The organism is Vagococcus proximus (assembly GCF_029143285.1).
Classification (GTDB): Bacteria; Bacillota; Bacilli; order Lactobacillales; family Vagococcaceae; genus Vagococcus_D; species Vagococcus_D proximus.
In genome coordinates, this window is record NZ_JAPDSH010000002.1 from 200572 (window position 1) to 224236 (window position 23665).

20 protein-coding genes are annotated in these 23665 nt (G+C 37.7%); 11 read left to right on the top strand and 9 right to left on the bottom strand.

Annotation, left to right across the window (positions count from 1 at the left end; all coding sequences use genetic code 11):
* The first annotated feature begins 131 nt into the window (after positions 1 to 131).
* The 3 genes from OL233_RS03550 (at position 132) to OL233_RS03560 (ending at position 6213) form a co-directional block, all read left to right on the top strand.
* Positions 132 to 2087: a fructose-1,6-bisphosphatase gene (locus OL233_RS03550; RefSeq protein ID WP_275470997.1), complete on the top strand. Its 1956-nt coding sequence runs from the start codon at positions 132 to 134 to the stop codon at positions 2085 to 2087.
* Between the two features lie 135 nt (positions 2088 to 2222).
* Entirely contained in the window at positions 2223 to 4172 is a 1950-nt protein-coding gene (locus OL233_RS03555) for a PTS fructose transporter subunit IIABC (RefSeq protein ID WP_275470998.1), read from the top strand.
* A gap of 94 nt (positions 4173 to 4266) precedes the next feature.
* Entirely contained in the window at positions 4267 to 6213 is a 1947-nt protein-coding gene (locus tag OL233_RS03560) for a BglG family transcription antiterminator (RefSeq protein ID WP_275470999.1), read from the top strand.
* A 34-nt stretch (positions 6214 to 6247) separates the two neighbouring features.
* On the opposite strand, the gene OL233_RS03565 is transcribed toward OL233_RS03560, so the two are convergent.
* From OL233_RS03565 to OL233_RS03580, 4 genes are all read right to left on the bottom strand, one after another.
* Positions 6248 to 7603, bottom strand: coding sequence for a serine hydrolase domain-containing protein (locus OL233_RS03565; RefSeq protein WP_275471000.1), 1356 nt, complete (start codon positions 7601 to 7603; stop codon positions 6248 to 6250).
* 136 nt (positions 7604 to 7739) lie between these two features.
* The gene (locus OL233_RS03570) at positions 7740 to 7952 is read right to left on the bottom strand and encodes a DUF2922 domain-containing protein (protein ID WP_275471001.1); all 213 of its coding nucleotides are present in this window, start codon (positions 7950 to 7952) and stop codon (positions 7740 to 7742) included.
* Between the two features lie 18 nt (positions 7953 to 7970).
* Entirely contained in the window at positions 7971 to 8180 is a 210-nt protein-coding gene (locus tag OL233_RS03575) for a hypothetical protein (RefSeq protein ID WP_275471002.1), read from the bottom strand.
* Between the two features lie 69 nt (positions 8181 to 8249).
* On the bottom strand, positions 8250 to 8786 hold the full coding sequence (locus OL233_RS03580; protein WP_275471003.1) for a hypothetical protein: 537 nt from the start codon (positions 8784 to 8786) through the stop codon (positions 8250 to 8252).
* A gap of 157 nt (positions 8787 to 8943) precedes the next feature.
* Between OL233_RS03580 and OL233_RS03585 the strand changes: the two genes are divergently transcribed.
* Positions 8944 to 9723: a hypothetical protein gene (locus OL233_RS03585; RefSeq protein WP_275471004.1), complete on the top strand. Its 780-nt coding sequence runs from the start codon at positions 8944 to 8946 to the stop codon at positions 9721 to 9723.
* A gap of 35 nt (positions 9724 to 9758) precedes the next feature.
* On the opposite strand, the gene rlmD is transcribed toward OL233_RS03585, so the two are convergent.
* On the bottom strand, positions 9759 to 11135 hold the full coding sequence (rlmD, locus tag OL233_RS03590; protein WP_302470523.1) for a 23S rRNA (uracil(1939)-C(5))-methyltransferase RlmD: 1377 nt from the start codon (positions 11133 to 11135) through the stop codon (positions 9759 to 9761).
* Between the two features lie 176 nt (positions 11136 to 11311).
* Here rlmD and recX point away from each other — a divergent pair, with 176 nt between their 5' ends.
* The 7 genes from recX to OL233_RS03625 all read left to right on the top strand — a co-directional run bounded on the left by recX (position 11312) and on the right by OL233_RS03625 (position 18535).
* Positions 11312 to 12115 (top strand): recombination regulator RecX, encoded by an 804-nt coding sequence (gene recX / locus OL233_RS03595; RefSeq protein ID WP_275471186.1) that lies wholly within the window; start codon positions 11312 to 11314, stop codon positions 12113 to 12115.
* Complete coding sequence (gene mutY, locus OL233_RS03600) at positions 12102 to 13289, top strand: A/G-specific adenine glycosylase (protein WP_275471005.1); 1188 nt, start codon at positions 12102 to 12104, stop codon at positions 13287 to 13289. The genes recX and mutY overlap by 14 nt, the downstream gene beginning before the upstream one ends.
* A gap of 155 nt (positions 13290 to 13444) precedes the next feature.
* Positions 13445 to 13981, top strand: coding sequence for a nucleoside tri-diphosphate phosphatase (ntdP, locus tag OL233_RS03605; RefSeq protein ID WP_126831918.1), 537 nt, complete (start codon positions 13445 to 13447; stop codon positions 13979 to 13981).
* A gap of 220 nt (positions 13982 to 14201) precedes the next feature.
* Positions 14202 to 14720 carry an RNA polymerase sigma factor gene (locus OL233_RS03610; RefSeq protein WP_245977932.1) on the top strand — a complete coding sequence of 173 codons (519 nt, stop codon included), beginning with the start codon at positions 14202 to 14204 and terminating at the stop codon, positions 14718 to 14720.
* Positions 14713 to 15759: a DUF4179 domain-containing protein gene (locus tag OL233_RS03615; protein ID WP_275471006.1), complete on the top strand. Its 1047-nt coding sequence runs from the start codon at positions 14713 to 14715 to the stop codon at positions 15757 to 15759. The genes OL233_RS03610 and OL233_RS03615 overlap by 8 nt, the downstream gene beginning before the upstream one ends.
* A gap of 173 nt (positions 15760 to 15932) precedes the next feature.
* Entirely contained in the window at positions 15933 to 17066 is a 1134-nt protein-coding gene (locus OL233_RS03620) for an AI-2E family transporter (protein WP_437184398.1), read from the top strand.
* 92 nt (positions 17067 to 17158) lie between these two features.
* Positions 17159 to 18535 (top strand): hemolysin family protein, encoded by a 1377-nt coding sequence (locus tag OL233_RS03625; protein ID WP_275471007.1) that lies wholly within the window; start codon positions 17159 to 17161, stop codon positions 18533 to 18535.
* 30 nt (positions 18536 to 18565) lie between these two features.
* Here the strand turns inward: OL233_RS03625 and menC are convergent, their stop codons facing one another.
* From menC to OL233_RS03645, 4 genes are read right to left on the bottom strand one after another with little or no spacing between them, the layout of a single operon-like run.
* Positions 18566 to 19675, bottom strand: coding sequence for an o-succinylbenzoate synthase (gene menC, locus OL233_RS03630; protein WP_275471008.1), 1110 nt, complete (start codon positions 19673 to 19675; stop codon positions 18566 to 18568).
* A complete protein-coding gene (gene menH, locus OL233_RS03635) occupies positions 19662 to 20495 on the bottom strand; it encodes a 2-succinyl-6-hydroxy-2,4-cyclohexadiene-1-carboxylate synthase (protein WP_275471009.1) in 834 nt (277 codons plus the stop codon). Before menH ends, menC begins: the two co-directional genes overlap by 14 nt.
* Positions 20485 to 22224 (bottom strand): 2-succinyl-5-enolpyruvyl-6-hydroxy-3-cyclohexene-1-carboxylic-acid synthase, encoded by a 1740-nt coding sequence (gene menD / locus OL233_RS03640; protein WP_275471010.1) that lies wholly within the window; start codon positions 22222 to 22224, stop codon positions 20485 to 20487. The genes menH and menD overlap by 11 nt, the downstream gene beginning before the upstream one ends.
* Positions 22221 to 23576, bottom strand: coding sequence for an isochorismate synthase (locus OL233_RS03645; protein ID WP_275471011.1), 1356 nt, complete (start codon positions 23574 to 23576; stop codon positions 22221 to 22223). Before OL233_RS03645 ends, menD begins: the two co-directional genes overlap by 4 nt.
* Positions 23577 to 23665 lie beyond the last annotated feature (89 nt).

Below are 23665 nucleotides of genomic sequence, written 5' to 3' on the forward strand. Positions count from 1 at the left end.
TTCTTTTTAAAAATGGTCTATACTTATCGTTTTGTGTGGTTGAGATAAAACTCTTTATTTAAAAAGGTTTTGTGTTATCATTATGAAGTAGAGTTTGTTTAAAATAAAAATTGGTATAGGTTGGTGGAGACGTGGAAGATGTTAAGTTTTTATCCTTATTAGCAAAAGAATTTCCAAACAAACAAAGTGTGGTAACAGAGATCATTAATTTGAAAGCGATTTTATCACTTCCGAAAGGAACGGAGCATTTTGTCAGTGACTTGCACGGGGAGTATGATGCCTTTCAACATGTATTGCGTAATGGGTCAGGTAAGATTAAAAATAAGATAAGTGAAACTTTAGGAGAGGAATTGACTGCGGAAGAGCAACGTACCTTGGCAAGCTTGATTTATTACCCTAAAGAAAAATTAGCGTTAAAAAAAGCAGAGTGGCAGTCCGAAGATGAAGCGAGGCAGTGGTATGAGACAGAGTTAAAGTCACTAGTTACTTTATGTCAGGATATCTCATCTAAATATAGCCGTTCAAAAGTGAGGAAGGCTATTCCGAAAGAGTTTAGCTATATTATTGAAGAGCTGTTGTTTACACCAAGTAAGCATAAAACACAGTCGGGTTATTATCAAAGTATTATAAAAAATGTGATTGAATTAGAGATGGCGGATGCGTTTATTCGGGAGCTGTGTTTCTTAATTCAGCATCTCACGGTTGATCATCTGCATGTGGTAGGGGATATTTATGATAGAGGTCCCTATCCAGATAAGATTATTGATCATCTTCAAAGGCAAAGCTCGGTAGACGTGCAGTGGGGAAACCATGATATCTTATGGATGGGAGCCGCTTGGGGATCGGCAGTCTGTATTGCTAATGTGATTCGGATAGCTTCTCGCTATAATAATTTAGCAGTGCTTGAAGAAGGCTATGGGATTTCACTTCGCAATATGGTCAACTTTGCGGAGAAAACCTATCACAGCGCTAATCAGCAGTTTCTTCCTCGGTTAGCCAAAGAAGACCAAGATGTTTCCGAGTATGAAAAGCAGCAGATGGGGAAAATTCAACAAGCGATTGCGATTATTCAGTTTAAATTAGAAGGGGAAATTATTAAACGTCGTCCTGAGTTTGAGATGGAAAATCGTCTGGTATTAGAGAGAATCAACTATGATGACTTGACGATAGAGTTGGAAGGGCAGCGCTATTTCTTAGACCAAGCGAGTTTTCCAACGATTGATCCCAAAGAGCCGTATCAGCTGACTGATGAGGAGCAAGAGCTAGTTGATGCATTAGTTAGAGTATTTACTGGCAGCGAGAAACTCCAAGCTCATATCGATTATCTGATGCAGGTTGGGAGTATGTCACTGATTTATAATGGCAATTTACTATATCACGGGTGTGTTCCCATGACAGAAGAGGGGGCCTTTCAATCCTTTGATATCGAAGGTCGATCGTATTCAGGGAAAGGGTTGTTTGACCGTTTTGAAAAAGTGTTACGACAAGCGCACACAGATAAGAACGTGCCGTCACGGTATCTGGATTATGTTTGGTATTTATGGACAGGCAAGTATTCGCCTTTATTTGGTAAGACGAAGATGACAACATTTGAAAGGTACTATATCTTAGAAAAAGAAACCCATGAAGAGTATAAAAATAGTTATTACCGACTACGTGAGACGGAAGAAGGGTGCCATGCCATTCTCAAAGAGTTTGGACTAGAACCTGGTAAAGCTCACATAATCAATGGCCACACACCTGTTAAAGAGAAAAAAGGTGAGAATCCTATCAAGGGAAATAGCGCCATGATTGTGATAGATGGGGGCTATTCAAAACCGTATCAATCGGCTACGGGGATTGCAGGTTATACGTTGATTTATAATTCTTACGGGATGGAGTTAGCGGTTCACGAGCCGTTTTGCGGAGCTGAGTTGAGTGTGAAAAGTGAACGAGATTTAGTATCCACGAGACGTTTAGTCTTTAAAGAGGACAAACGCCAATATGTCGCAGAAACGGATATCGGCGTTAGTCTTCAAAAACAGGTTGAGGATCTTTTATTATTAAAGCAGTATTATGAAAAGAAACAGTTGATTGAGCGTTATTAACTGACAGAGATGTGGCAAAATCAGATGAGTTAATTTGGTTTTGCCACATCTTTTTGCAAAAAATACGTTTAAGTCTTGCAATCGGAGTTGATAAACTGATAAGGTAGAAAAATTATAGTAAGAGGAGAGATACAAATGGCAGAAAAAACAATTGTTGCTATTACGTCTTGTCCAGTAGGGATTGCTCATACATATATGGCAGCCGAAACATTGGAGAAGAAAGGGAAAGAACTTGGCGTTAACGTTAAAGTTGAAACCCACGGATCAATCGGTGTTGAAAATAAGTTATCAGCTACCGAAATTGCAAATGCTGAAGGTGTTATTATCGCAGCTGATACAGCGGTCGATATGTCACGTTTTGCTGGCAAACAAGTTGTAAAAGTTGGCGTACAAGATGGGATTCATAAAGCAACTGAACTTATTAATCAAATTTTAAATGGCGAAGGCCAAATCCAATCTGGTACAGTCGGCCAAGCATCTGTTGATGGCGAAGCTAAAAAAGCAAGTGTTGGTCAAGTGATGTATAAGAGTTTAATGAATGGTGTATCTTACATGGTACCTTTCGTTGTAACAGGTGGGCTATTAATCGCCATTGCGTTATCACTAGGTGGTGTGGCAGGTCCTAACGGTATTGCGATTCCAGAGGGTAGCATTTGGGCAACGATTAACTCAATCGGTGGAGTAGCAATGGGTATGATGGTACCTGTTCTTTCAGCGTTTATTGCTCAAAGTATTGCAGACCGTCCTGGTTTAGTTCCAGGTTTCGTTGGTGGTTTAATCGCAACTAACGGAGCACTTTACAACAGTGAAGCAGGAGCAGGATTCTTAGGTGGGATTTTAGCCGGTTTCCTTGCCGGTTTTGTGGCATTAGGAATTAAGAAATTAAAAGTTCCTAAAGTGATTCAATCAATCATGCCAATTATCATTATCCCAGTTATCTCAACATTAGTTGTTGGGTTTGCATTTATCTATGTTATTGGTAAACCAGTCGCATTATTATTCACAAGTTTATCTGATTTCTTAGCAGGTATGCAAGGTGGAAGTCAAATTGTCTTAGCCTTAATCTTAGGTGCGATGATTGCCGTTGATATGGGTGGCCCATTCAACAAAGTAGCGTTCTTATTCGGATCAGGTATGATCGAAAAAGGAAACTTCAGTATCATGGGACCCATTGCGGTTGCTATCTGTGTGCCACCTTTAGCTTTAGGTGTGGCAACATTTGTTCTTAAAAATAAATTTAGTCAACCAGAAAAAGAAGCGGGTAAAGCTTCATTCGCGATGGGATTATTCGGGATTACAGAGGGTGCGATTCCTTTCGCATCAACAGATCCATTACGTGTTATTCCAAGTATCGTAGCCGGTTCAATGGCTGGTAGTGTGATGGCAATGTTATTCGGCGTGACTGACCACGTGGCTCATGGTGGCCCAATCGTAGCTGTTTTAGGTGCGGTTGATAATGTTTTGATGTTCTTCGTATCAGTAGCAGTAGGGATTGCAGTAACAGTATTCTGTTTATCATTCTTAAAGAAACCAGTTAATGCAGCACCAGTAGCAGCAACAGAAACAGCTGCGCCTGCACCTGTTAAAGAAGCAGTAGCAACTCCAGAAGTAAAAGATGATGTAGAATTTGAAAAATTAACAGACATCGTAACAGATGACGCGTTAATTTTAGATGTTAAAGGCGATACAAAATTAGATGTAATGGATGAGTTAATTGCTAAATTTGCAGACTTAGGTAAAATTACATCAGCAGAAGAATTTAAAAAAGCAATCTTAAAACGTGAATCTGAAAGTACAACAGGAATTGGCATGTCAGTAGCAATCCCTCATGGTAAATCAGATGCTGTTATCGAACCAAGTGTTGTCTTTGGTCGTGCACCAAAAGGAATCGACTGGGAAAGTTTAGACGGCGAGCCTGCTAAATTAGTCTTCATGATCGCAGTTCCTGCTGGTAATAAGACAGACGCTCATTTAAAAATCTTACAAATGTTATCACGTAAATTAATGGATGACGATTTCCGTCAAGCGTTATTAGAAGCTGATACAAACGTTGATGTTATGGCGTTATTAGATACAGTTCGTTAAACAACAGTTAGAATTTAAGGCACTGCCTATGTTATAATTTTATAGCAAAGGGAGTGTCTTTTCTTTTGATAAGAAATAGGGAGGGAAATCAGAAATGAATGTGAGACAAAAACAGTTACTCGAGCATCTACTCGATACTGGTGATAAACCAGTGACATTAAAAAGTTTAGCCGCTTTTGTAGGGTGTTCTGAACGCACCGTTCGCAATGACTTCAATCAATTGACAGCCTATTTTGAAAAAGAAAACTACGAGGCACGCCTAGTGAAGAAACCAGGTGTAGGGATTCACCTTGATGTTGGACTTTATGAAAAACAAAAATTACAGAGTATCTTGCTAAAAAATAAAATTCCGATGCAACACAGTCGAGAAATGCAACAACGCTATATTTTAGTAGCATTGTTAATGGCACAAGAACCATTATCTCTAGATGAGCTAGCAGATCGATTCTTTGTGAATCGGGCAGTAATCAGGGAAGATTTAGAGCATGTGAAAGAGCAAGTCACAGGCTTCCAGTTAGAGTTAGTTAGTAAACCTGGTCAAGGGACGTTTGTAGTTGCTTCAGAACGTGTCAGACGTGAGATATTGGCCAAGCTTATGCGAGAGATTAATGCGGAGGAACAACACGGTAAAAAGTTGTCTGAATTCTTTTCACCTCAGTCAATCGCTATTGTAAATGAGGCGTTACAAGTCCTTGTAAATGAAACCGATATCGCCATAAAAGATAATCCGATGAATAGTATTGCCATCCATATTTTATTTATGATTGAAAGGATTAAGACAAATGAATCCTTAACGTTATCAGATGGCGAATGGAATTTAATTAAGTATTCTAAGGCACTAAACTATAGTGAGCAAATTACCGATTATTTGCATCAAAAATTAAGCATTCATTTTCCTAAAGATGAGATAGGGTATTTAGCTTTACGTATTTCAAGTTTTAATATTCATCATAGTGGGGATGAAGACAGTTATTATCAAGAAATTACAAAGGCAGTAGAGAAGATTATTGCTGTTTTAATTGCTGAAATCCATCATCTTTTAGGGATTGATTTATCTGAAGACCATATCTTATTAGATAATTTGAAACAGCATCTAGAGTCAACTTTCACTCGTATTAACAGTGGGTTCCATATTGCGAATCCATTAAAGGATGAGATTAGACGAACGTATACACAATTATTTTTAATCGTTCAAACGATTGTGGATGAGTTTTTTAAAGCGACAGATATCACGGTCCCTGAAGAAGAAGTAGCCTATCTAACGGTTCACTTGCAAGGGGCTTTAGAACGCCAAAAGAAAGCAACGGAAATGACGTATCACACGGTTATCGTGTGTGAGTATGGCATGGGTGTTTCAGCCTTTTTAGAAGCTAAAATCAATAGACATTTTCCAAATATAGTAGTTGAAAAGTTAGTATCAGTCCAAGAATTTTCAGTTTATTCAGGGTTGGATCAACTGGATTTTGCCATTACAACAGTTCCCTGTCAGGCTGATCAACTGCCGACACTAGAGGTCTCACCCTTACTATCAGAGGCGGATTTAGCTGTACTTCATTCTTTTTTACTTGAGTTTAAACCAAACAGAGGACATAAAGAATTTGATATCACACGCTTTAGTCAGCCCTTTTTAGTAGAGACTCAAATGGAAGCCACAGAAAAAGAAACGGTCATCTCTGAGATGGTGACGAAGTTAGTAGACCAAAACTATGTATCGGAGGGATACTTAGAAACCGTTCTGACAAGGGAGTCTAACTCAAGTACGAGAATAGGGAGTTTAATCGCCTTACCTCACGGTGACCCCCAGAAAGTCTTAACGTCTAGTATCAGTCTAGCAACCCTCGAAACACCTCTTTCTTGGGGAAATGGCGACGTACAATTAGTAGCTCTTCTTGCTTTGAAGAAAGATGACATGGGTCAAAAGGAATTAAAAAATTTCTTTAGTATTCTCCATTATATTAATGAATCACCTGAATTGCTTCACCAAATTATTGAAGAAAAAGATAAGTTGAAATTATTGAGTTATTTTAAGTATTATAGCTAAAAAAAAGAGCCCCTACAGAATGTAGGGGCTTTTTTTAATAATAAACTTGTTCGTCGCCAGTGGCTTGATAATTGTCATCAGTGTACTGGTCGTTAGGAAGATCGTTGATTTGTTGATTAGGATCAACAGTGGTGCTTTGTTCTTGATCTGGAGTTGTAATTTTTTCGAAAAGTTCTGTAATAAGGTCTTTATTCATGTGATCATCTTTGTAAGAATTTCCCATAAACACGATTCCAGATGAACCGTCATTTGTTAGTAAGACAGTTGGTTCAAATCCCATAAAAATACCATGGGCAAGGAAATGACCCTCACGATTGTAGACGCCACTAGCATAAGTGTAATTGAAGTACATTAAATCATGAGTCATCAGAGATTCTAAGTTGTTTTTACGAAGAATATGACCGTCAATAAGACCTTGGAAATAAGTAAGTAAGTCAGAAGGTGTTGTGTAGATATTACCCGTACCAATCTCAGAAGCATACTTCGTTTCACTGATTGTATACGGAACGCTATATGGATCCTCTAAAGAACTTTTGTACGATTTGGTTTTGTTTTCTTTTTTTAGTAGTTTATCGTAAAAGTCTGTATTTTTTAAACGAAGTGGCGTAATAATTTCCTCAGTCACAAAGTCTTTATAACTTTTGCCACTAATTTTTCTAATAATACCAGCTAAAATATTATAGTTAACCGTTGAATACTCCCATCCATTATATAGTGGTTGATAGTACACGTTTGGTAGTATCTCATTTAGTACGTCTTCTTCATTTATTGCGCTTTTATCATAGTCTGCTAAGAAAAGTCCGCTTGTCATATCTAATAAATTTCGAATCGTGATATAGTCGCTATTTGGAATTTCTGGATAGAATTGTGATAAAGGTGTATAAAGGGTTAATTTATTATCTTCTACTAAACGCATAGTAGCAGCAGCAGTAAATGATTTTTGTATAGAAGCTAGCATGTATTCTGAGTTATCTGTCAGTTTTTTATCAGCTTCTTTATCACTATATCCTATAGAGCTGTTCACAATTAATTTGTCATTTTTTATAGCAATAACAGAACCACTATAATTTTCCTCTCTTAGTGCGTTTAAGATTTCTTTTTTCAACTCAGGATATTCTGATTTTTTTAGTTTTGAAAAATCAAGACGTGGTTTCATATTCTTTTCATAAATTTTCAAGGCAGAGTCTCGATCCTGCTTCTCTTTGTTAGTTTTCGTAGCTAGAGCTTCTTGGCGTTGTTTATCGAGAGTCTTATTAGTAAGTTGGGCAGCATATAGGGCTAGTGAAATAACTAATACAAATAATGTCCCTAATAACGCCCATTTGTTGAACAGTATAGCTTTAAACGAACTCTTTTTTCGTCGCGAGTTGTTACGGTAACGTCTAGTCATAGTGCCTCCTTAAGATAAATAGTTTCTCTATTAGAATAACACATTTGACTGTAAGGAAAAATACTTTTCACTATTTTTTACAAAAAAAGACACTTTATTATAAAATAAAGTGTCAGTGGTTTATTGTGTTGTGAGATTAAAAAATATCTGTACGGATTGTTTCGCTATAATAGGCGCTGCTTGCCTGTTGGAATTTTTGAATGCCATTTTTTTCAAATAATTGAAGGGCAATAAGTTGTATCATAAAAGTTTGGACTTCTTCTTCTGAAAGAGTATCCTTAGCGAGAGAGGGTATTAACGTTGTTGTTTTCCCTTCGCCATTTAAAAATAGTAAGTGTAATTTTTTCATAGTGTGTTCTCCTTTCTTTTACATAGCGTAATAACGTGTTCGTGTTACTAAGACAGTTGAATCATAAGTGCTAACTTTAGGTGTAATTGTTTCTAAAAGTTTGCCTAATTGATCAAGTTGTTCGGGAGTAGCTGTCAATCGTAAGTCAGTCAACATTTCTCTTTGTTGTTTCAGTTCACCTGCAACGTTAAAGTAAATTTCTGCTTTGACAGATTCTAATGTATCCATGAGTGGTTCCTCCTTTTTGTTATGGCGTGTAAGCTCGCGATGCTTATACTCTAGTAACGATTTTTGAGATTAAAAGGGGTCAGTTGTTTCGTTAATTTTTAAAAAAACTTTTTTTATATGTTGTCGCTGACGGTAAAGAGTACTTTTTGATAAAGCAAAACGTTTTTGATAATCCCGTCCGGTTGTCTGATGAGTTAAGCGCCAAAGTAGCAAGCGTTGTTCAGCTGGTGGTAGGTGTGTTAAGAGTGTTGAGAATAATTCTTGGTTTTCTAAGCGTTCAAGTGGAGAGTCCTCGGGTGTTTCAGTTGTATCATAAGTCAGTTGTTCTGCAGTTAAGAGTGGGTGTCGCCCAGCTCTCAACCGTTCTTTTTTTAAGTCATCTAAAAGGTGCCAATAAATATTTTGAAAAAGGTACCCTCTATTTTTAGGCTGTTCCAGAGAAAAATTAGCAGGAAGTTGCTGAAGACATAGGATAAAGCGTAATCGAGCAAGTTGGAGATAGTCGTCGTAATCCGAATCTGTAGGTCTAAGGTGACACCGCCTAACAATAGAGTGAAAGAAACAATCGTATTTTATTAACAGTGCCGAATAGTCATGAGTAGTCATAGAAGTATATCCTTTCCTAATAAGTAATAGTTGGCCAACACCAGAAGTATAGTAGGTGTGACGTTATTAAGCGGAAGGGAAATTAACCAAATGAGCCCAAAACTATCACTATGAAAGTAAAGGGGAAGAAATTAATAAATTAAGGGGAGTCTTGGCTATGAGACGTTTTTATTTGAAAGAGCGTAATAAGAGGCATGAAAGGTTGCGGACAATTGATCTTGAGAACCTTAAGGAGAGTATACCGAGTTGTCAAATGAGAGAGGATTATGTTATTTCTTCAGATACACTATTATTGCTAGATCTGTCACAAATCGGATATAAGCATATAGACAAGACCTTAATAGTGGAAAGAGGAGACGTACCTTTCCTTATAAAAACAGAGATGACACATGTGTTGGAGCGAAATTATACCAGCACATTTTACAGTCAACGAGAAAAAGAGCAAGTATTGACTCGCTTTTTAGGCAAACGTTATCGTTATCCACATTTTTCAACGGAAGGAATTTTTATGCCGTTTAATAAAGAGGATGGAAAGGTATCAGCCTGGTTTAACTTGTTGCATGTTAAGAATTTAAAAGGCGTTACGAGTAGTGATGGTCTTTTTACTGGTTGTCAGATTGAATTTTTAACGGGATTAGTGATACAAGTTCCAAAAAGTAGGCGAGCAGTTAAACGAACGATGACCTTAGATATTAAATATAGCTATTTGTATTATTATTTTATTTATTGGAGTGTAGGATTCCGAATTGAGGACAATGAAATCGTTAAAGGATTAAATAAGGTTGTAAAGAACTTAGAGCTGGAGGTTCCGATTGTTTATGATAGTGCGCTATTTAAGCAGATGGGCTTTTATTTTTCCTTTTTAAAAATTGCTCATTCCCTTATAGAAAATGACAATTGGACAGTTGAAGAGTTAGAATCTTTTTTGAAGCTCTAAAAAAGCGAGACCTTTTTATAGGTCTCGCTTTTGGTTTATTTTAAAGTTAATTTTACAACCACTTCAGCACGAGCAGTTTGTGGGAACATATCAACAGACTGTAAGTAATCAACATGATAAGCATGACTTAACTGAACTAAGTCACGAGCTAGAGTTGAGGGGTTACATGACACGTAAACTAACGTCTCAGTCGGGTAATCAATTAAGGCCTTAATTAAGTTGTCATCTAAACCAGTACGTGGCGGATCGACAACAATTCCATTTGGTTTAAAGCCATCTGCCAACCATTTAGGCAGTAATTCTTCAGCAGTCCCGACTTCGTAATGACTGTTGGTAATGCCTAATCGTTTAGCATTGCGGTTAGCATCGTCAATCGCTGCAGGAATCGTATCCATCCCGCGGACTTCTTTAACGTGTTTAGCTAAGCTTAGTCCGATTGTTCCCACGCCACAGTAGGCATCGACAATCGTATCTGTTTCTTTAGCATTGAGTGCCTTACGTGCTTCTTCATATAATACAGCAGTTTGCTCTGGGTTTAATTGGAAAAATGCACGAGGTGATAAGTCAAAGACTAAATCTTCTAGATGCTCTTCAATACTTTCTTTACCCCAAAGGTGAACTGTTTCATCACCCATTACAAGAGATGTTTTCTTGCTTTGAATATTTTGCATGATAGAGACAACTTCAGGTAATTCTTCTTGAATGTCTGAAATCAAGGCTTGCTTTTTAGGTAGTTTAGGGCTATTGGTCACAAAGACAACTTGTACTTCACCAGTAGCAATCCCAACACGAACCATAACGGTTTTAATAATACCGCTATTTTTTGCTTCATTATAAATAGGGAGTTCATGTTTTTCGATAAGTGCCACGACAGTATTTAAGACTTTCATTGTAGCAGGTTGTTGGACTAAACAGTCGTCAATATCCACAAGGTAATGGCTGTCTGGTTGGTAAAGACCGGAAATCACTTCGTCATGTTGGTTGAGACGGACTTGGAATTGTAACTTGTTGCGGTAATGCCAAGGGGTCTCCATGCCGATAGTTTCTTTTAATTTATACTGCTGGTAGCCAGCTGGTTTGAATTTTGCAAGGGCCTGTTTTACAACATCTTTTTTGAAAGTCAGTTGAGATGAGTAGGCTAAATGTTGGAGCTGACAACCGCCACATTCTTCATATAAATGACAATCTGGTGTGACGCGGTCTTTGGCGCGTACGTTTAATTTCATTAAGCGTGCTTCAACGAAACGAGGGGCAACTGTTGTTATTTTAGCTGTGACCGTTTCGTTAGGTAGGGCACCAGGGACGAAAACGATTGTTTTTTTATAGTAGCCAATCCCTTCACCATTTATTCCCAGGCGTTTGATAGGTAGTGTTATTGTTTGATCTTTTATTAGGTTATGTTTGATTTCCATAATGACTCCTTTAGTCTCCATTAACTGAATAGTTTTCAGTTTTGCTTGTTAAGTGTAGCATAAACCTAGGCGAAATCCTAGGTGTCACGGGTATCTGATTAGGCGAAGCGTTAACGAAAATGTTGGAATTATGGTATAGTTATGAAGGAAAAAGTAATCAGAAAAGAGGAACAGAAATGGAAGTAGTAGAAAGTATTGCAAAAGAAAAAGTGAATTATTATAAAGTGACACTGACTTCAGGACGCCATTTTTTTGTTTCAGAAGATATATTAGTTCGGTATCGTCTGCTAAAAGGCACAGAGTTATCTGATGAAGATATTCAAACAGTCAAAAAGCAAACTCAATTGGACTATGGGTATCAGCAAGCTCTTAACTATTTGAGTTATCAATTGCGTTCTAAAAAGGAGATACGTGATTACTTGAAAAAACAAGAGATTGACAGTACGAGTTCGGATGAGATTATTAAACGACTAGAAGGATTAAACTTAGTTGATGATTTAGTGTATGCTGAGAGTTATGTCAGAACACAAATGAGGTTATCAGACAAAGGGCCCCGTGTGCTACGAGATAAATTAAAACAGCGTGGTATTCCAGAGATGACCATCGAACAAGCCATGGCACTTTACGCTTTTGACGGTCAGTTAGAAGTAGCGGTAGCTGTTGCAGAAAAGGCAGCTCGGAAATATAAGGCTCACAGTTTTAGTGAGAAAAACCAAAAAATTCGTCAGTATTTAATGACAAAAGGATTTTCAGGAGATTGTATTACAGAAGCACTAGCAGCATTAGAATTAGAAAAAGATGAAGAAGTTGAGGCAGATATATTAGTCATACAAGGTGATAAATTATGGCGTAAAAATCAACGCTTTGATGCTAAAAAACGCAAGCAAAAAGTGACCCAATCCTTGTATCAAAAAGGCTTTAGTTTTGATGTGATTAATGAGTATATTGCCCAGAAAGAGATGGAAGATGAAGAAGAGTAAAGTAGACCCCCTTTTCCCTGATGTTACAGCATTATGGGGCGAGAAAAAAATAATCGCTTTTCAAACGGAGTTTTTAGAGTGGTATGAGAGAACACGTCGTGATTTACCTTGGCGTGAAAATAGTGATCCTTACCGTGTATGGGTATCTGAAATTATGTTACAACAAACTCAAGTGGTAACAGTAATCCCTTATTTTTACCGCTTTATGGAGTGGTTCCCGACGATTGCCGACCTTGCTGAAGCTGAGGAAGACAAATTACTCAAAGCATGGGAAGGGTTAGGGTATTACTCGCGTGTCCGTAATATGCAAAAAGCAGCACAACAACTGGTAGAAGCTCACAACGGTAAAATGCCACATACTATAGAAGAAATAAGTGAACTTAAAGGGATTGGCCCGTATACAGCAGGCGCGATAAGTAGTATTGCCTTTGGCTTACCAGAGCCGGCGATTGATGGAAATGTGATGCGTGTTTTTAGTCGATTATTTGAATTAGAGTCAGATATTGCCAAGCCAAGCTCTCGTAAAGTATTTGATCATGTGGTGAGGCAAGTAATGCCGCATCATGACCCTAGTAGTTTTAATCAAGCGATTATGGATTTAGGGGCGACAGTGTGTACACCTAAGGCTCCAAATTGTGAAAGTTGTCCGTTAGCAGGGTATTGTCAAAGTTATGAGAAAGGGACGATGCTTAACTTCCCTGTAAAAAGTAAAAAGGTCAAAAGTAAGCCTGTTTATTATGTGGCTCACGTTATTAAAAATAACAGTGGGGAGTATGTGTTAGAACAACGTTCTGAGACGGGATTGTTAGCTAATCTATGGACATTCCCTTTAATCGAAGTGACCAAAGAAGCGTATGATAAGTTGAACGTAGAGGATACTAAAGAGTTTGCTCAACTTGAATTGATAGCCGAAGACAGACCTTCTTATATCAGTGTTTTAAAAGAACAAGAAAGATGTCCGACTGCGTGGCAAACAAAGCCAGTAGGGGAAGTGACGCACATCTTTAGTCATCTGAAGTGGCATATTTCTATAGGTTATGGGCAAGTTGAAAGTGCTGATTATAGCTTAACTGATAGACAAAAATGGGTGCCAGCTGACCAGTTTTCAGAGTATGCATTCCCGAAACCACAACAAAAAATGGTAGAGGTTCTAAGTGGGACTGGCTATTTGTAGTAGGGGTGTAAAAGCAATATGTTTGAGTATTTTCTAGAACTTTATGGATAAAAATAACTATCTTTAGGAAAATCTGTGCTATAATGTTAACGATGCCGGTGTCCAAGACACCCTTGAAAGAAATGGCGATTCATTTCATAGAAAGTAGGGTTCTTATGCGTGTTCCTAAAGAAGGGGAATTTATAACCATTCAGAGCTACAAGCATGATGGCAATTTGCACAGAACCTGGCGAGATACCATGGTCTTAAAAACGAGTGAACACTCGGTAATTGGGGTCAATGATCATACCTTAGTAACAGAATCTGATGGACGAAGATGGGTGACTAGAGAACCCGCTATTGTTTATTTTCACACGAAATATTGGTTTAATATTATCGCGATGATTAGAGAAAAAGGTGTATCATACTATTGTAATTTAGCGTCACCTTATCTGTTAGATGAGGAAGCTCTTAAATACATTGACTATGATCTCGATATTAAAGTGTTCCCAGATGGGGAAAAAAGACTGTTAGATGTAGATGAGTATGAAGATCATCGACGTCAAATGGATTATCCACCTGAAATTGACTTCATTTTAAAAGAAAATGTTAAAATTTTAGTTGAGTGGATAAACGAAGGCAAAGGTCCTTTTTCACCAGAGTATGTTGAGTTATGGTACGAACGTTACAAGCAATTGTCGCGCAAGCAGTAGCCTGATCAACCAAACAAAAAACTTTCCAAATTGTTGGGAAGTTTTTTTGTTTGGGACTGATAAAAATAACGTTAAATGAAACGCGTCTTATAAGACCTCAAACTACTAGTCACTTTGTCTAATGTTTGAAGGTCTTTTTAGTTTATGCAAGTGGATGCAACCTTTTGTTATGATTGTCACTCTAATAGATGTAAGGCCAGAAGGAAGGAGGTTAGTATTCTTGATTAAGAAACTGTTATTAGTTAGACAAGCAAAGCGAGGAAATCATGAGGCTTTTATTAAGTTAATACAAGACTATGAAGGTGTTTTATATAATACGGCCTATCGTTTTTTGAGGAATGAAGAAGATGTTGCTGATGTGTTACAGGAAACGATTATGATAGCCTTTGAGAAAATTAAACAAGTTAAAGATGATCGCTATTTCAATACATGGCTCTGTAAAATACTTATTAATCAATGTCAAAAGGTAGTGAGGAACCGTCAATTTTTTTATGAGTTAGACAATGTCACGATTGAGGTGAACGAAAAGGAGTCGAATAAATTATTCTTAGATGATTTACTTATTAATTTAGACGAGCCACATAGTATTGTGTTAATGCTTTATTATTATCAAGGCTTTTCTATAAAAGAAATTAGTAAGATATTGGATGAACCGATAGGCACGATAAAATCAAGACTTTCTAGAGGACGCCAACAGTTAAAGGATAAAAAATTAAAGGAGGAATTAAGACATGACTAAAAAACATATCAAAAACAACAAGCAAGTTTCTTCCCAAGCCAGAAAATCATTTGATAAAAGCTATCAAATGATTCGTGAACAAGAGAGCCATAAGACTCCCTCTCCTAATAAGTGGCTTCCGTCACGTGGTCTTAAGATGAGTATGATTGTGATTCTGAGTTTTATTGTAGTAGGTACACCCATCGGACTAGCAGTAGGCAAGTACTTGGGGTTTGATAAGTTTGAATCGCTAACGTTGAAGAAGGAAGGGTTTATAATGCCTCAACATGCAGTAGCTCAAGACCAAGGGGTTAAACTAGAGTTAGCAGATTTTTATGCAGATAATAACGAGATGGGAATTCATTTGAAAGCGACACTTCCTAATGATACACCGTTGTTGAAAGCAGGGTTGGAGACACCGAAAATAAGCCTTACTGTAAAGGATAAAAAGGGGCAGGATATTTCAGAGTATCTATCAGGTAAGAAATTGTCATATTTAGATAGAGAGTCGAAAGTATTAGATTTCTTTTATATCTTGGATAATAGTAACAAAAAAGAGAATCTCGTAGAAAAGTTATCTGAAGCGAAGTTAGAGGTTTATCGCATTGGTGGGATATACGAGGGTCAAAAGACAACTCTCAAAGTGGGGCTTAATCAATTAAAAGGAGAGTCCGTTGAGGGTAAGTGGCTATTACCACTAGATACAACTAAGCTTAAACAATTTGAGTCTTTGGAATATACCCCTAGTGAAAAGCAAACCTTACCTATCCATCAGTTTTTAATTACACCAACAAAAATTATGATTTCATTTGATACTAAGGATTGGGAAACAAGTGGTATTACATTTAATAATAATGAAGCAGGTGGCAGTAATCCTGTATTAACAGGCTATAGAGGGGATACTAAAAAGGTCATTCCTTTTGAAACGTCTACTAGTCTAGCTTATGAAGCTGATACGTCTTATCCTCAACTTCTTTTTGATTTTGGAGGGTATGATACTTATGATCGATTTGTTTTAGATTTAGATGGGCATGAGCCGATTGAGTTTATTAAGAAGTAGGAATTTATAGTAAAATAGCCTCTGCTAAAATTTAATTTTGCAGAGGCTATTTTTATTGTAATTTTCTATCTACTATAATTCTTATGTTTAGTTGTTTGGAGTATTATAAAATAACATTTTAAAGTATAATTAGAAGTATATAACCTTATAAAGTAAGTAGGAGGAAAAATAAAGTGATGAATAGATTTAAAAACTCAAAATTATTATTTTGGTCAGTTGAGTTACTTGTTATCGCAACGCTTATTATGGTATCGTCGCAAATTAATTTTATGTTTAAACCCATTGCGACGTTCTTTTCAACATTATTTGCCCCAATTCTAATCGGTGGTTTTTTGTATTACATGTTGAATCCATTAGTTGAGATACTGAGAAACAAAGCAAAGTTAAAGAAAAATACAGCAGTAGCACTTGTTATGCTATTACTGGTCGGGATTATTGCCTTATTAATTGGGACAGTCATTCCAAACTTAGCGAAACAAGTAGCGCAGCTAGCGAATAATTTACCTGATTTTGTGAAGAGTATGGAAACATGGGCAAAAGGGGCTCTTGAGCACCCGTTCTTTAAAACGTTTGATTATCAAGAGTACGTTGATAAGTTGGACTTATCATTTGGTGATATTATTAAAAATGTAGTGAATGGGTTATCAAATAGTGTGGGATCAATCGTCTCATCTATTGCGAGTACAACGATGTTGATTGTGACAGTACCATTTATTTTGTTTTACATGTTAAAAGATGGTGATCGTTTTGTTCCTTCTATAGAACGCTATTTACCAGCCAGTCATAAAGATGAAATTATTAAATTACTTCATAAAATGAGTAATACAATTTCATCTTATATTAGTGGTCAAGCATTGGAATGTTTATTCGTAGGAGTTTCAACTTTTATCGGGTATCAATTAATCGGTGTCCAGTATGCCTTCTTATTTGGGTGTATTGCTGGTGCGACAAATATGATTCCGTATTTAGGACCTTATATCGGACTAGCGCCAGCTGTTATGGTGACCGTATTTGATTCACCCATGAAGGCTATTTTTGCCTGTATCGTTGTATTGATTGTTCAACAAATTGATGGCAATATTATTTACCCACTTGTTATCGGTAAGAGTTTGAATATTCATCCACTTACTATTATTTTAATTTTATTAGTAGCAGGTAATTTAGCAGGTCTATTAGGTATGATTTTAGGGGTACCATTTTATGCTGTGTGTAAGACCGTCTTTATCCATATTTTTGATATTGTTCAGCTTAATAAAAAGAATAAAATACAAGCAAGCCTTGATATTACGCTAAGTGACAGGGAGTAATATTGTCAAAAGACCGTAATTATGATACGATTTTATCGTATTAACTATAAAACTGGATGCCATAAAAGGTATCTATAAGGAGAGAATAGCGTATGAATGCTGACCCAGAGAGTCAGTCGTTAATAGGGCAGATAGTAATTTTAGTCGTATTAACATTGTTAAATGCCTTTTTTGCAGCCGCAGAAATTGCAGTAGTATCACTTAATAAAAATCGTGTAGAACAAAAAGCAGAACAAGGGGATCGAAAAGCGAAAAAATTGTTTACGTTATTAGGCAATTCAAGTCACTTTTTATCAACTATTCAAGTTGGGATTACCTTGGTTAATATTTTAGCCGGAGCATCTCTAGCAGATTCTTTTGCCAAACGTTTAGCCCCTCTTTTTGGAGACGCAACGTGGGCAATGCAGTTATCGAAAGTAATTATCCTAGTGTTATTAACTTATATTTCGATAGTGTTTGGGGAGTTATATCCAAAACGAATTGCATTAAACAAATCAGAAGAAGTAGCACGTTTTGCGATTGGACCTATTCAAGCGATAGGAGTTATTGCTAAACCGTTTGTGTGGTTATTATCTGCTTCAACTGACTTATTAAGTCGTCTAACACCGATGAAATTTGATGATACGGACAACAAAATGACCCGTGATGAGATGCGTTATATGCTTGAAAAAGAAGGCGTACTTGAATCAGAAGAATTAGAGATGGTTCAGGGTGTATTTTCACTAGACACGACAGTTGCTCGTGAAGTGATGGTACCGAGAACAGACTCATTTATGATTGATTTAAATGATCCGATGGATGAAAATTTAGAGTTAATTTTAAATAACAGTTTTTCAAGAATACCAGTATATGATGATGACAAAGACCGGGTAATCGGTGTCTTACATCTGAAACGCTTATTAAAAGAAGCCCATCAAAAAGGCTTTGACAATATAGATTTACTTTCAATTTTACAGGAGCCGTTATTCGTTCCAGAAACGATTTTTACTGATGACTTGTTGTATGAATTAAAACGCACGCAAAACGCTATGGCAATCTTACTTGATGAGTATGGTGGTATGGTTGGAATTGTGACGTTAGAAGATTTATTAGAAGAAATCGTAGGTGAAATCGAAGACGAATCAGATGAAGTTGAAAAATTATACTCGCAAATTGAAGAGAATGTTTACTACGTTCAAGGTAGAATGTTAATTAGCGAATTTAATGAAGAGTTTAATAAAAACTTAGAGATGAAAGATGTCGATACGATGGCAGGCTACTTGATTACTGCTTTAGGCACGATACCTGATGAAGATCAGAAGCTAAGTTATGAAGTTGAAAATACAACATTGATTTCTGAAGAGATGGAAGGCTCTCGTTTACTTCTATTAAAAGTTATTTTTAATGAAGTAGAAGAAGAGGCAGACGAAGAAGAAAAATCATTCTTCGGCTCATTAAAAGAGAAGAAATCCTCAGACGAAGACGAATAAAAAGCAGGGCGCAATTCAGCGTCCTGCTTTTTATTTTGTCCATAATACGTTATGGTATCCGTATTTTTCGAGTGCGTGTTGGGAAAGTTCAACCCCTAAACCATTCCCTTTAGGAATAGGAAGTTTTCCATTTGTTATAACGTGAGGAGTAGTGATAATATCCTCAAAAAAATAACGGTCAGAGGCTGATAAGTCACCAGGGAAGGTAAAATAATCTTGAGCGGCAAAGGCTAAATTTAAAGCACGACCAACACCAGATTCATACATGCCACCTAACCAAACCATGAGGTCATGACTTTTACAAAAGTTTAGTATATCAAGAGCAGGGGTAATACCGCCTACACGAGGGATTTTCAAATTGACACTTTGACAGCTGCCTAACGTGTAAGCCGTCTCTAAATCTTCGATAGAACGAATCGTTTCATCTAGACAAATAGGGGTAGTCATACGAGCTTGTAGCCTAGCATGCCCTACATAATCACGGTCTGAAAAAGGTTGTTCAATCATTGAAAGACCAAGGTTATCCAGTCGAATTAAGTCTTCACTCTGATTTAGACAATAGGCAGAATTGGCGTCAGCCATCAAAAGTAAATCTGGAAAAGCTTGGCGAATAGCAGTTAAAGGTTCGCTGTCATAACCAGGCCTAATTTTAAGCTTAATACGTGTGTAACCTTGTTCATGATAATAGTTGACTGTTTCAACTAATTTAGTAAAGTCAGGTTCGATACCTAGACTTACGCCAACTTCCAGCTGTTCTTTTTTGACGTTAAATAACGTTTTAAAGGAGCAGTTTTGTTGTTTGGCATAGAGATCCCAGATTGCTGTTTCGAGAGCAGATTTTGCCATATAGTTTCCTTTAATCGAAGCGAAAATCTGACTGACTTCTTTAGGATGCGTTATGTTGTGAGAAATAAGTAAAGGAATAAGGAACTGGTTAATAGTAGTTTGAGCACCTGATAATGTCTCTTCGATATAGTCTGGCGTTTCTAGTGCTGTCAGTTCTCCGTACCCTTGATTGCCCTGGTCATCAGTGATAACTAGGATATCGCAAGCTTTTTCAGTAAGCTCACCATAGCTTGTTTTAAAAGGACTTTTTAAAGGTAAACGAAGAGAGTAGCAGTCAATTTTAGTAAGATTCATCCTGTCCCTCCTTCAAAAAATCGGTGACGGCTTTATAAAATAATGCCGACTGTTCGACATGTGGACAGTGTCCGGCTTTGTCGATTAGTATATAGGTCATATTAGGAGTAAGCTGAGCCATCTCCTTGCCAATTCCTTTGAACTTTTCATCAAGACTTCCCACAGCATAGAGAGTAGGGATGTCCAGTGAAGGTAAGTTTGACCAATTGCTAGGTTGATTCCCAGTACCAGCCCCGCGCAAACTTTGAGCAAGGCCCTTAGGATGTTGAGAAAGACGTTGCTCTCTAATAGTCTGTTGGATAGATGGTGCAAGAGAGCGTTGTGAGTCAAATAAAGGAAGTGATTCCCAGTAGTTGACGAAAGCAACTATCCCTTCAGTTTCGATTTTATTAGCCAACTGGTTGTCCTTTTTTTGGCGTGATTCTCGTTCTTCAGTTGTTTTTAGTCCTGGGGAGCTGTTTTCTAATAGCAGACGATTAACACGCTCAGGATAATGAAGAGCAAACGATAAGGCAAGGCGTCCCCCCATTGAGTAGCCCAAAAGGTCAACCGCATCTATGTTCAAATGAGTAAGTAACGCTGCTATGTCTTGGCAACTTTCCTCAAAAGTATAACGAGTCACAGGTAAATCATAGTCGGTTAACCCATGTCCTAGTAAATCTATAACAAGGCTATTATGGCTTGTTATATAGTGAGTGGCTTCGGCAAAGGTTGCACCAGTTCCTGTAAAACCATGGAGACAAAGGAGCGTCGGTTTAGTCTTATCATAGGGAGTCAGCCACTGATAATGGTAGTGACAGCCTCGGATATTAACAGTCATTTTGACATGCTCCTAAGTGTTGTTTCAAGTCCTCTAAAAATGTTTCGTATAATACCACGGGTTCAGGTTGGTTACCGCCGATTTCAATTAATTTAAAAGTAGGGTGTGACATACTTTTTGTCACTTCTTCTTGGAACTCATTTAAGTTAGTCGGTTTAACATATTCTGCACCATATAGAGTGGCCACTGTTTCAAAATCAAGATTAAGAGGTGTTCCGAATAAGGGTTCGAAATCAGTTGGCTTAAGTTGACGTTGTGATAAGAAAGAGAAAATCCCACCACCATTGTTATTTAATAAGATAATAGTTAACGGTAAATTATAGGCTTTAGCCATCTGCAACCCATTCATATCATGAAATAAGGTTAAGTCACCCACTAGTAAAAAGTTAGCTTTTTCAGGGTGAGCTGCCGTAACACCTAGAGCTGTTGAGATAATCCCATCAATCCCATTCACCCCGCGATTGCCATAAGTTTGATAGCCTTGAGTGTTCTTTAAAGCAAAGCGATCAGCAAAACGAATGGCGTTACTATTCGCTAAGAAAAGGGTCGTATTGTTTTTAAGAGTATTGAATAGAGTAAAACTTGCTGCTGTTTCTGAAAGCTCAGTTAGCAGTGGCGTTGTTTTGATTAACTTTTCAGTGACAGTTTGATAGTATAACCAAGCATCTAGCCACTCGTTAGAAACAGCAGTAGGTTTTTGTTCTACAATAGTTTGTGCTAACCATCTAGCTGAGATGGGCAAGACCAGTTGACTGTTATGTAAGGTATCATGCCACTGCCCATTTTCATCAATAAGAATGGTGTCGTAGTTTTCTTTTGAAACTCTCTTTAACCAAATGCCGACATTTTTTGATAATGGAAGCTTGCCAATGCGTAAGACAACTTCGGGTTGTAACGTTTCATCTGCATAAGGTAAGAAACTATCAGCCTGACGCATCAAGTGTACAGTCTCACCGCCAGTAGAGGTCAAGTTAGTCAATGGATCACCGATAATGGGCCAGTTTAGAGCGTTAGCAAGTTCCAAATAAAGTTGAGCATCTTGTGTAGAGTGTTGCTCACCAAGAACGATAACGCCTTTTTTATTTGTCAGCTTCGTTAGTACTGTAGATAGAGCGGTACTGTTTAAAGTAGAGTGGTGCTCTAGCATGGTTGTCGTATGAGTGAACTCGAAATCAGATTCTAAATCAGGCAGTAACGGTTCTCTAACTGGGATATTGATATGAACGGGTCCCGCTGGTTTCTGAGTCGCCAAGTGACCATTTTTCATAGCATGAAAGTAGCTGTATTGACGCATTTCAGGCGTATCTTCAGGTAAGGCCAATTCGGTAAAGTGTTTAACGTGACTTCGGTACAGCTCTTGCTGATTCATAGTTTGCGGAGCACCAACATCTCTTAGTTCAGCTGGACGGTCAGTCGTTAAAACTACAAGTGGAATATGGCTAGCTTCGGCTTCGCAAATGGCTGGATAGTAATTTGCCGCAGCACTTCCAGAGGTACAGACTAAGGCAACAGGTCGTGAGTGTGCTTGGGATAGCCCAAGAGCAAAGAAACCGGCAGAACGCTCGTCAACATCAATATAGGTTGTCATCTCCTTATCACGGTGGATAAGTAGGGCGAGTGGGGTTGAACGAGACCCTGGACTGATGACAACTTCTTTAATACCAGATGTTTTCAGACCTTGAATAAAGGCTTTTAAATAGTGAGTCATAATACGTTGTTGTGTGATCATTTTGTTAACACTCCTCTTAACATAGGTTGAAATTTTACAGCTGTTTCTTCAAATTCAGATTGAGCATTAGAAGCTGAGATAATCCCACAACCTGCATATAGCAAGCCTTGATTATCATGAAAGACGCCAGAACGGATTGCAACGGCAAATTCACCGATATCTTGTGTGAGGTTTAACCAACCGATTGGTGCACCATACAACCCTCGGCCGATAAATTCGTTGTCAGTAATCCATTCCATAGCAAGTTTTTTAGGCTCACCACCAAGAGCTGGGGTAGGATGTAACTGGTAAATCGCATCGATAAACGACAGATTTTCTTTTCGTTTAGCTGTTATCGGTAAGTACAGGTGCTGTATGTCGCGATTTTTTAGTAAGCTAACGGTGTCGTTTGTCAAAAATTCAGTGGTCAGAGGGCTTAATTCTTTATAAAGACGATCGACAACCAATTGATGTTCGAGCCTATTTTTCGGGTCATTAAGTAGTGCATTACCAAGGGAAAGGTCGTCATCTTCTGTCTTACCACGTGGTGTAGAGCCGGCTACTGCTACTGTTTGAAAGGTAGTCTCATCTGCTGAAAGTAATCGTTCAGGTGTAGCGCCAAGGAAAGTCGTCCCGTCTTTTTCGAGATAAAAAAGATAAGTATTTGGTTGTTGCTTGGCTAAATTTTCCAAAATGAGATGAGTAGGGTAGTCGCTTTCAGCTGACAGTGAGAGATGTCTCGCTAATACGATTTTATCTAAAGGATTATCTGATTTTAAGTGGTCAATTGTTTTATCCACAAGTTTTAGCCACTCTGTAGGTTTAACATCTTCTTGTTTTATAGTAGTAGGAAGTGAGTCCGTTTTAAATTTTAGGGTTGTTAGGTCTAAAAGCATCCCTTGTGCGGCAGCCCAAGCCTTGTTTAACTCCTCCTCATTAGTCGCTTGAAAGTTAAAGGTAACGTCAGTTCCTCTTTTCGAAGTGTGAATAAGGAATTTTGGTAAGAATAAATAGCCATCTGCTAAATCGCCCCAAAGAGGTTCTTCTGTATGAATTTGGCTGAAAGGTAACCCACCGCAAAGAATAGGACCATCCATTTTATTGGTGTATAGTTTTTCTTTTAATTGAGCAAGATGTATTGTTAAGGAGTTAGGTGTTGTCTCATTCCCAGTAAAGGCAATGAGTGTGTCAAACGCAACTATCGTATGGTCTTGAGTAGGCGTTTGAAAGTAGAAGCGCGTATCTAACTCAAGGTTTTGAGAATGATGTAAAAAGGTCCACGGTGTTAAAGATGAGTGGATAGGTTGGCTCCAACTAAAGAGTGTTTTGCCTTGATTTAAGGCGATTAGTAGTGTATCAGGTAATGTCATCATAGGTGTAATCCCTCATTATCTAGATTTTGAATTCGGTTAATACCGACTCAAGTTTCGTCATTAAGTATACCATTCACACGCGGAAAATG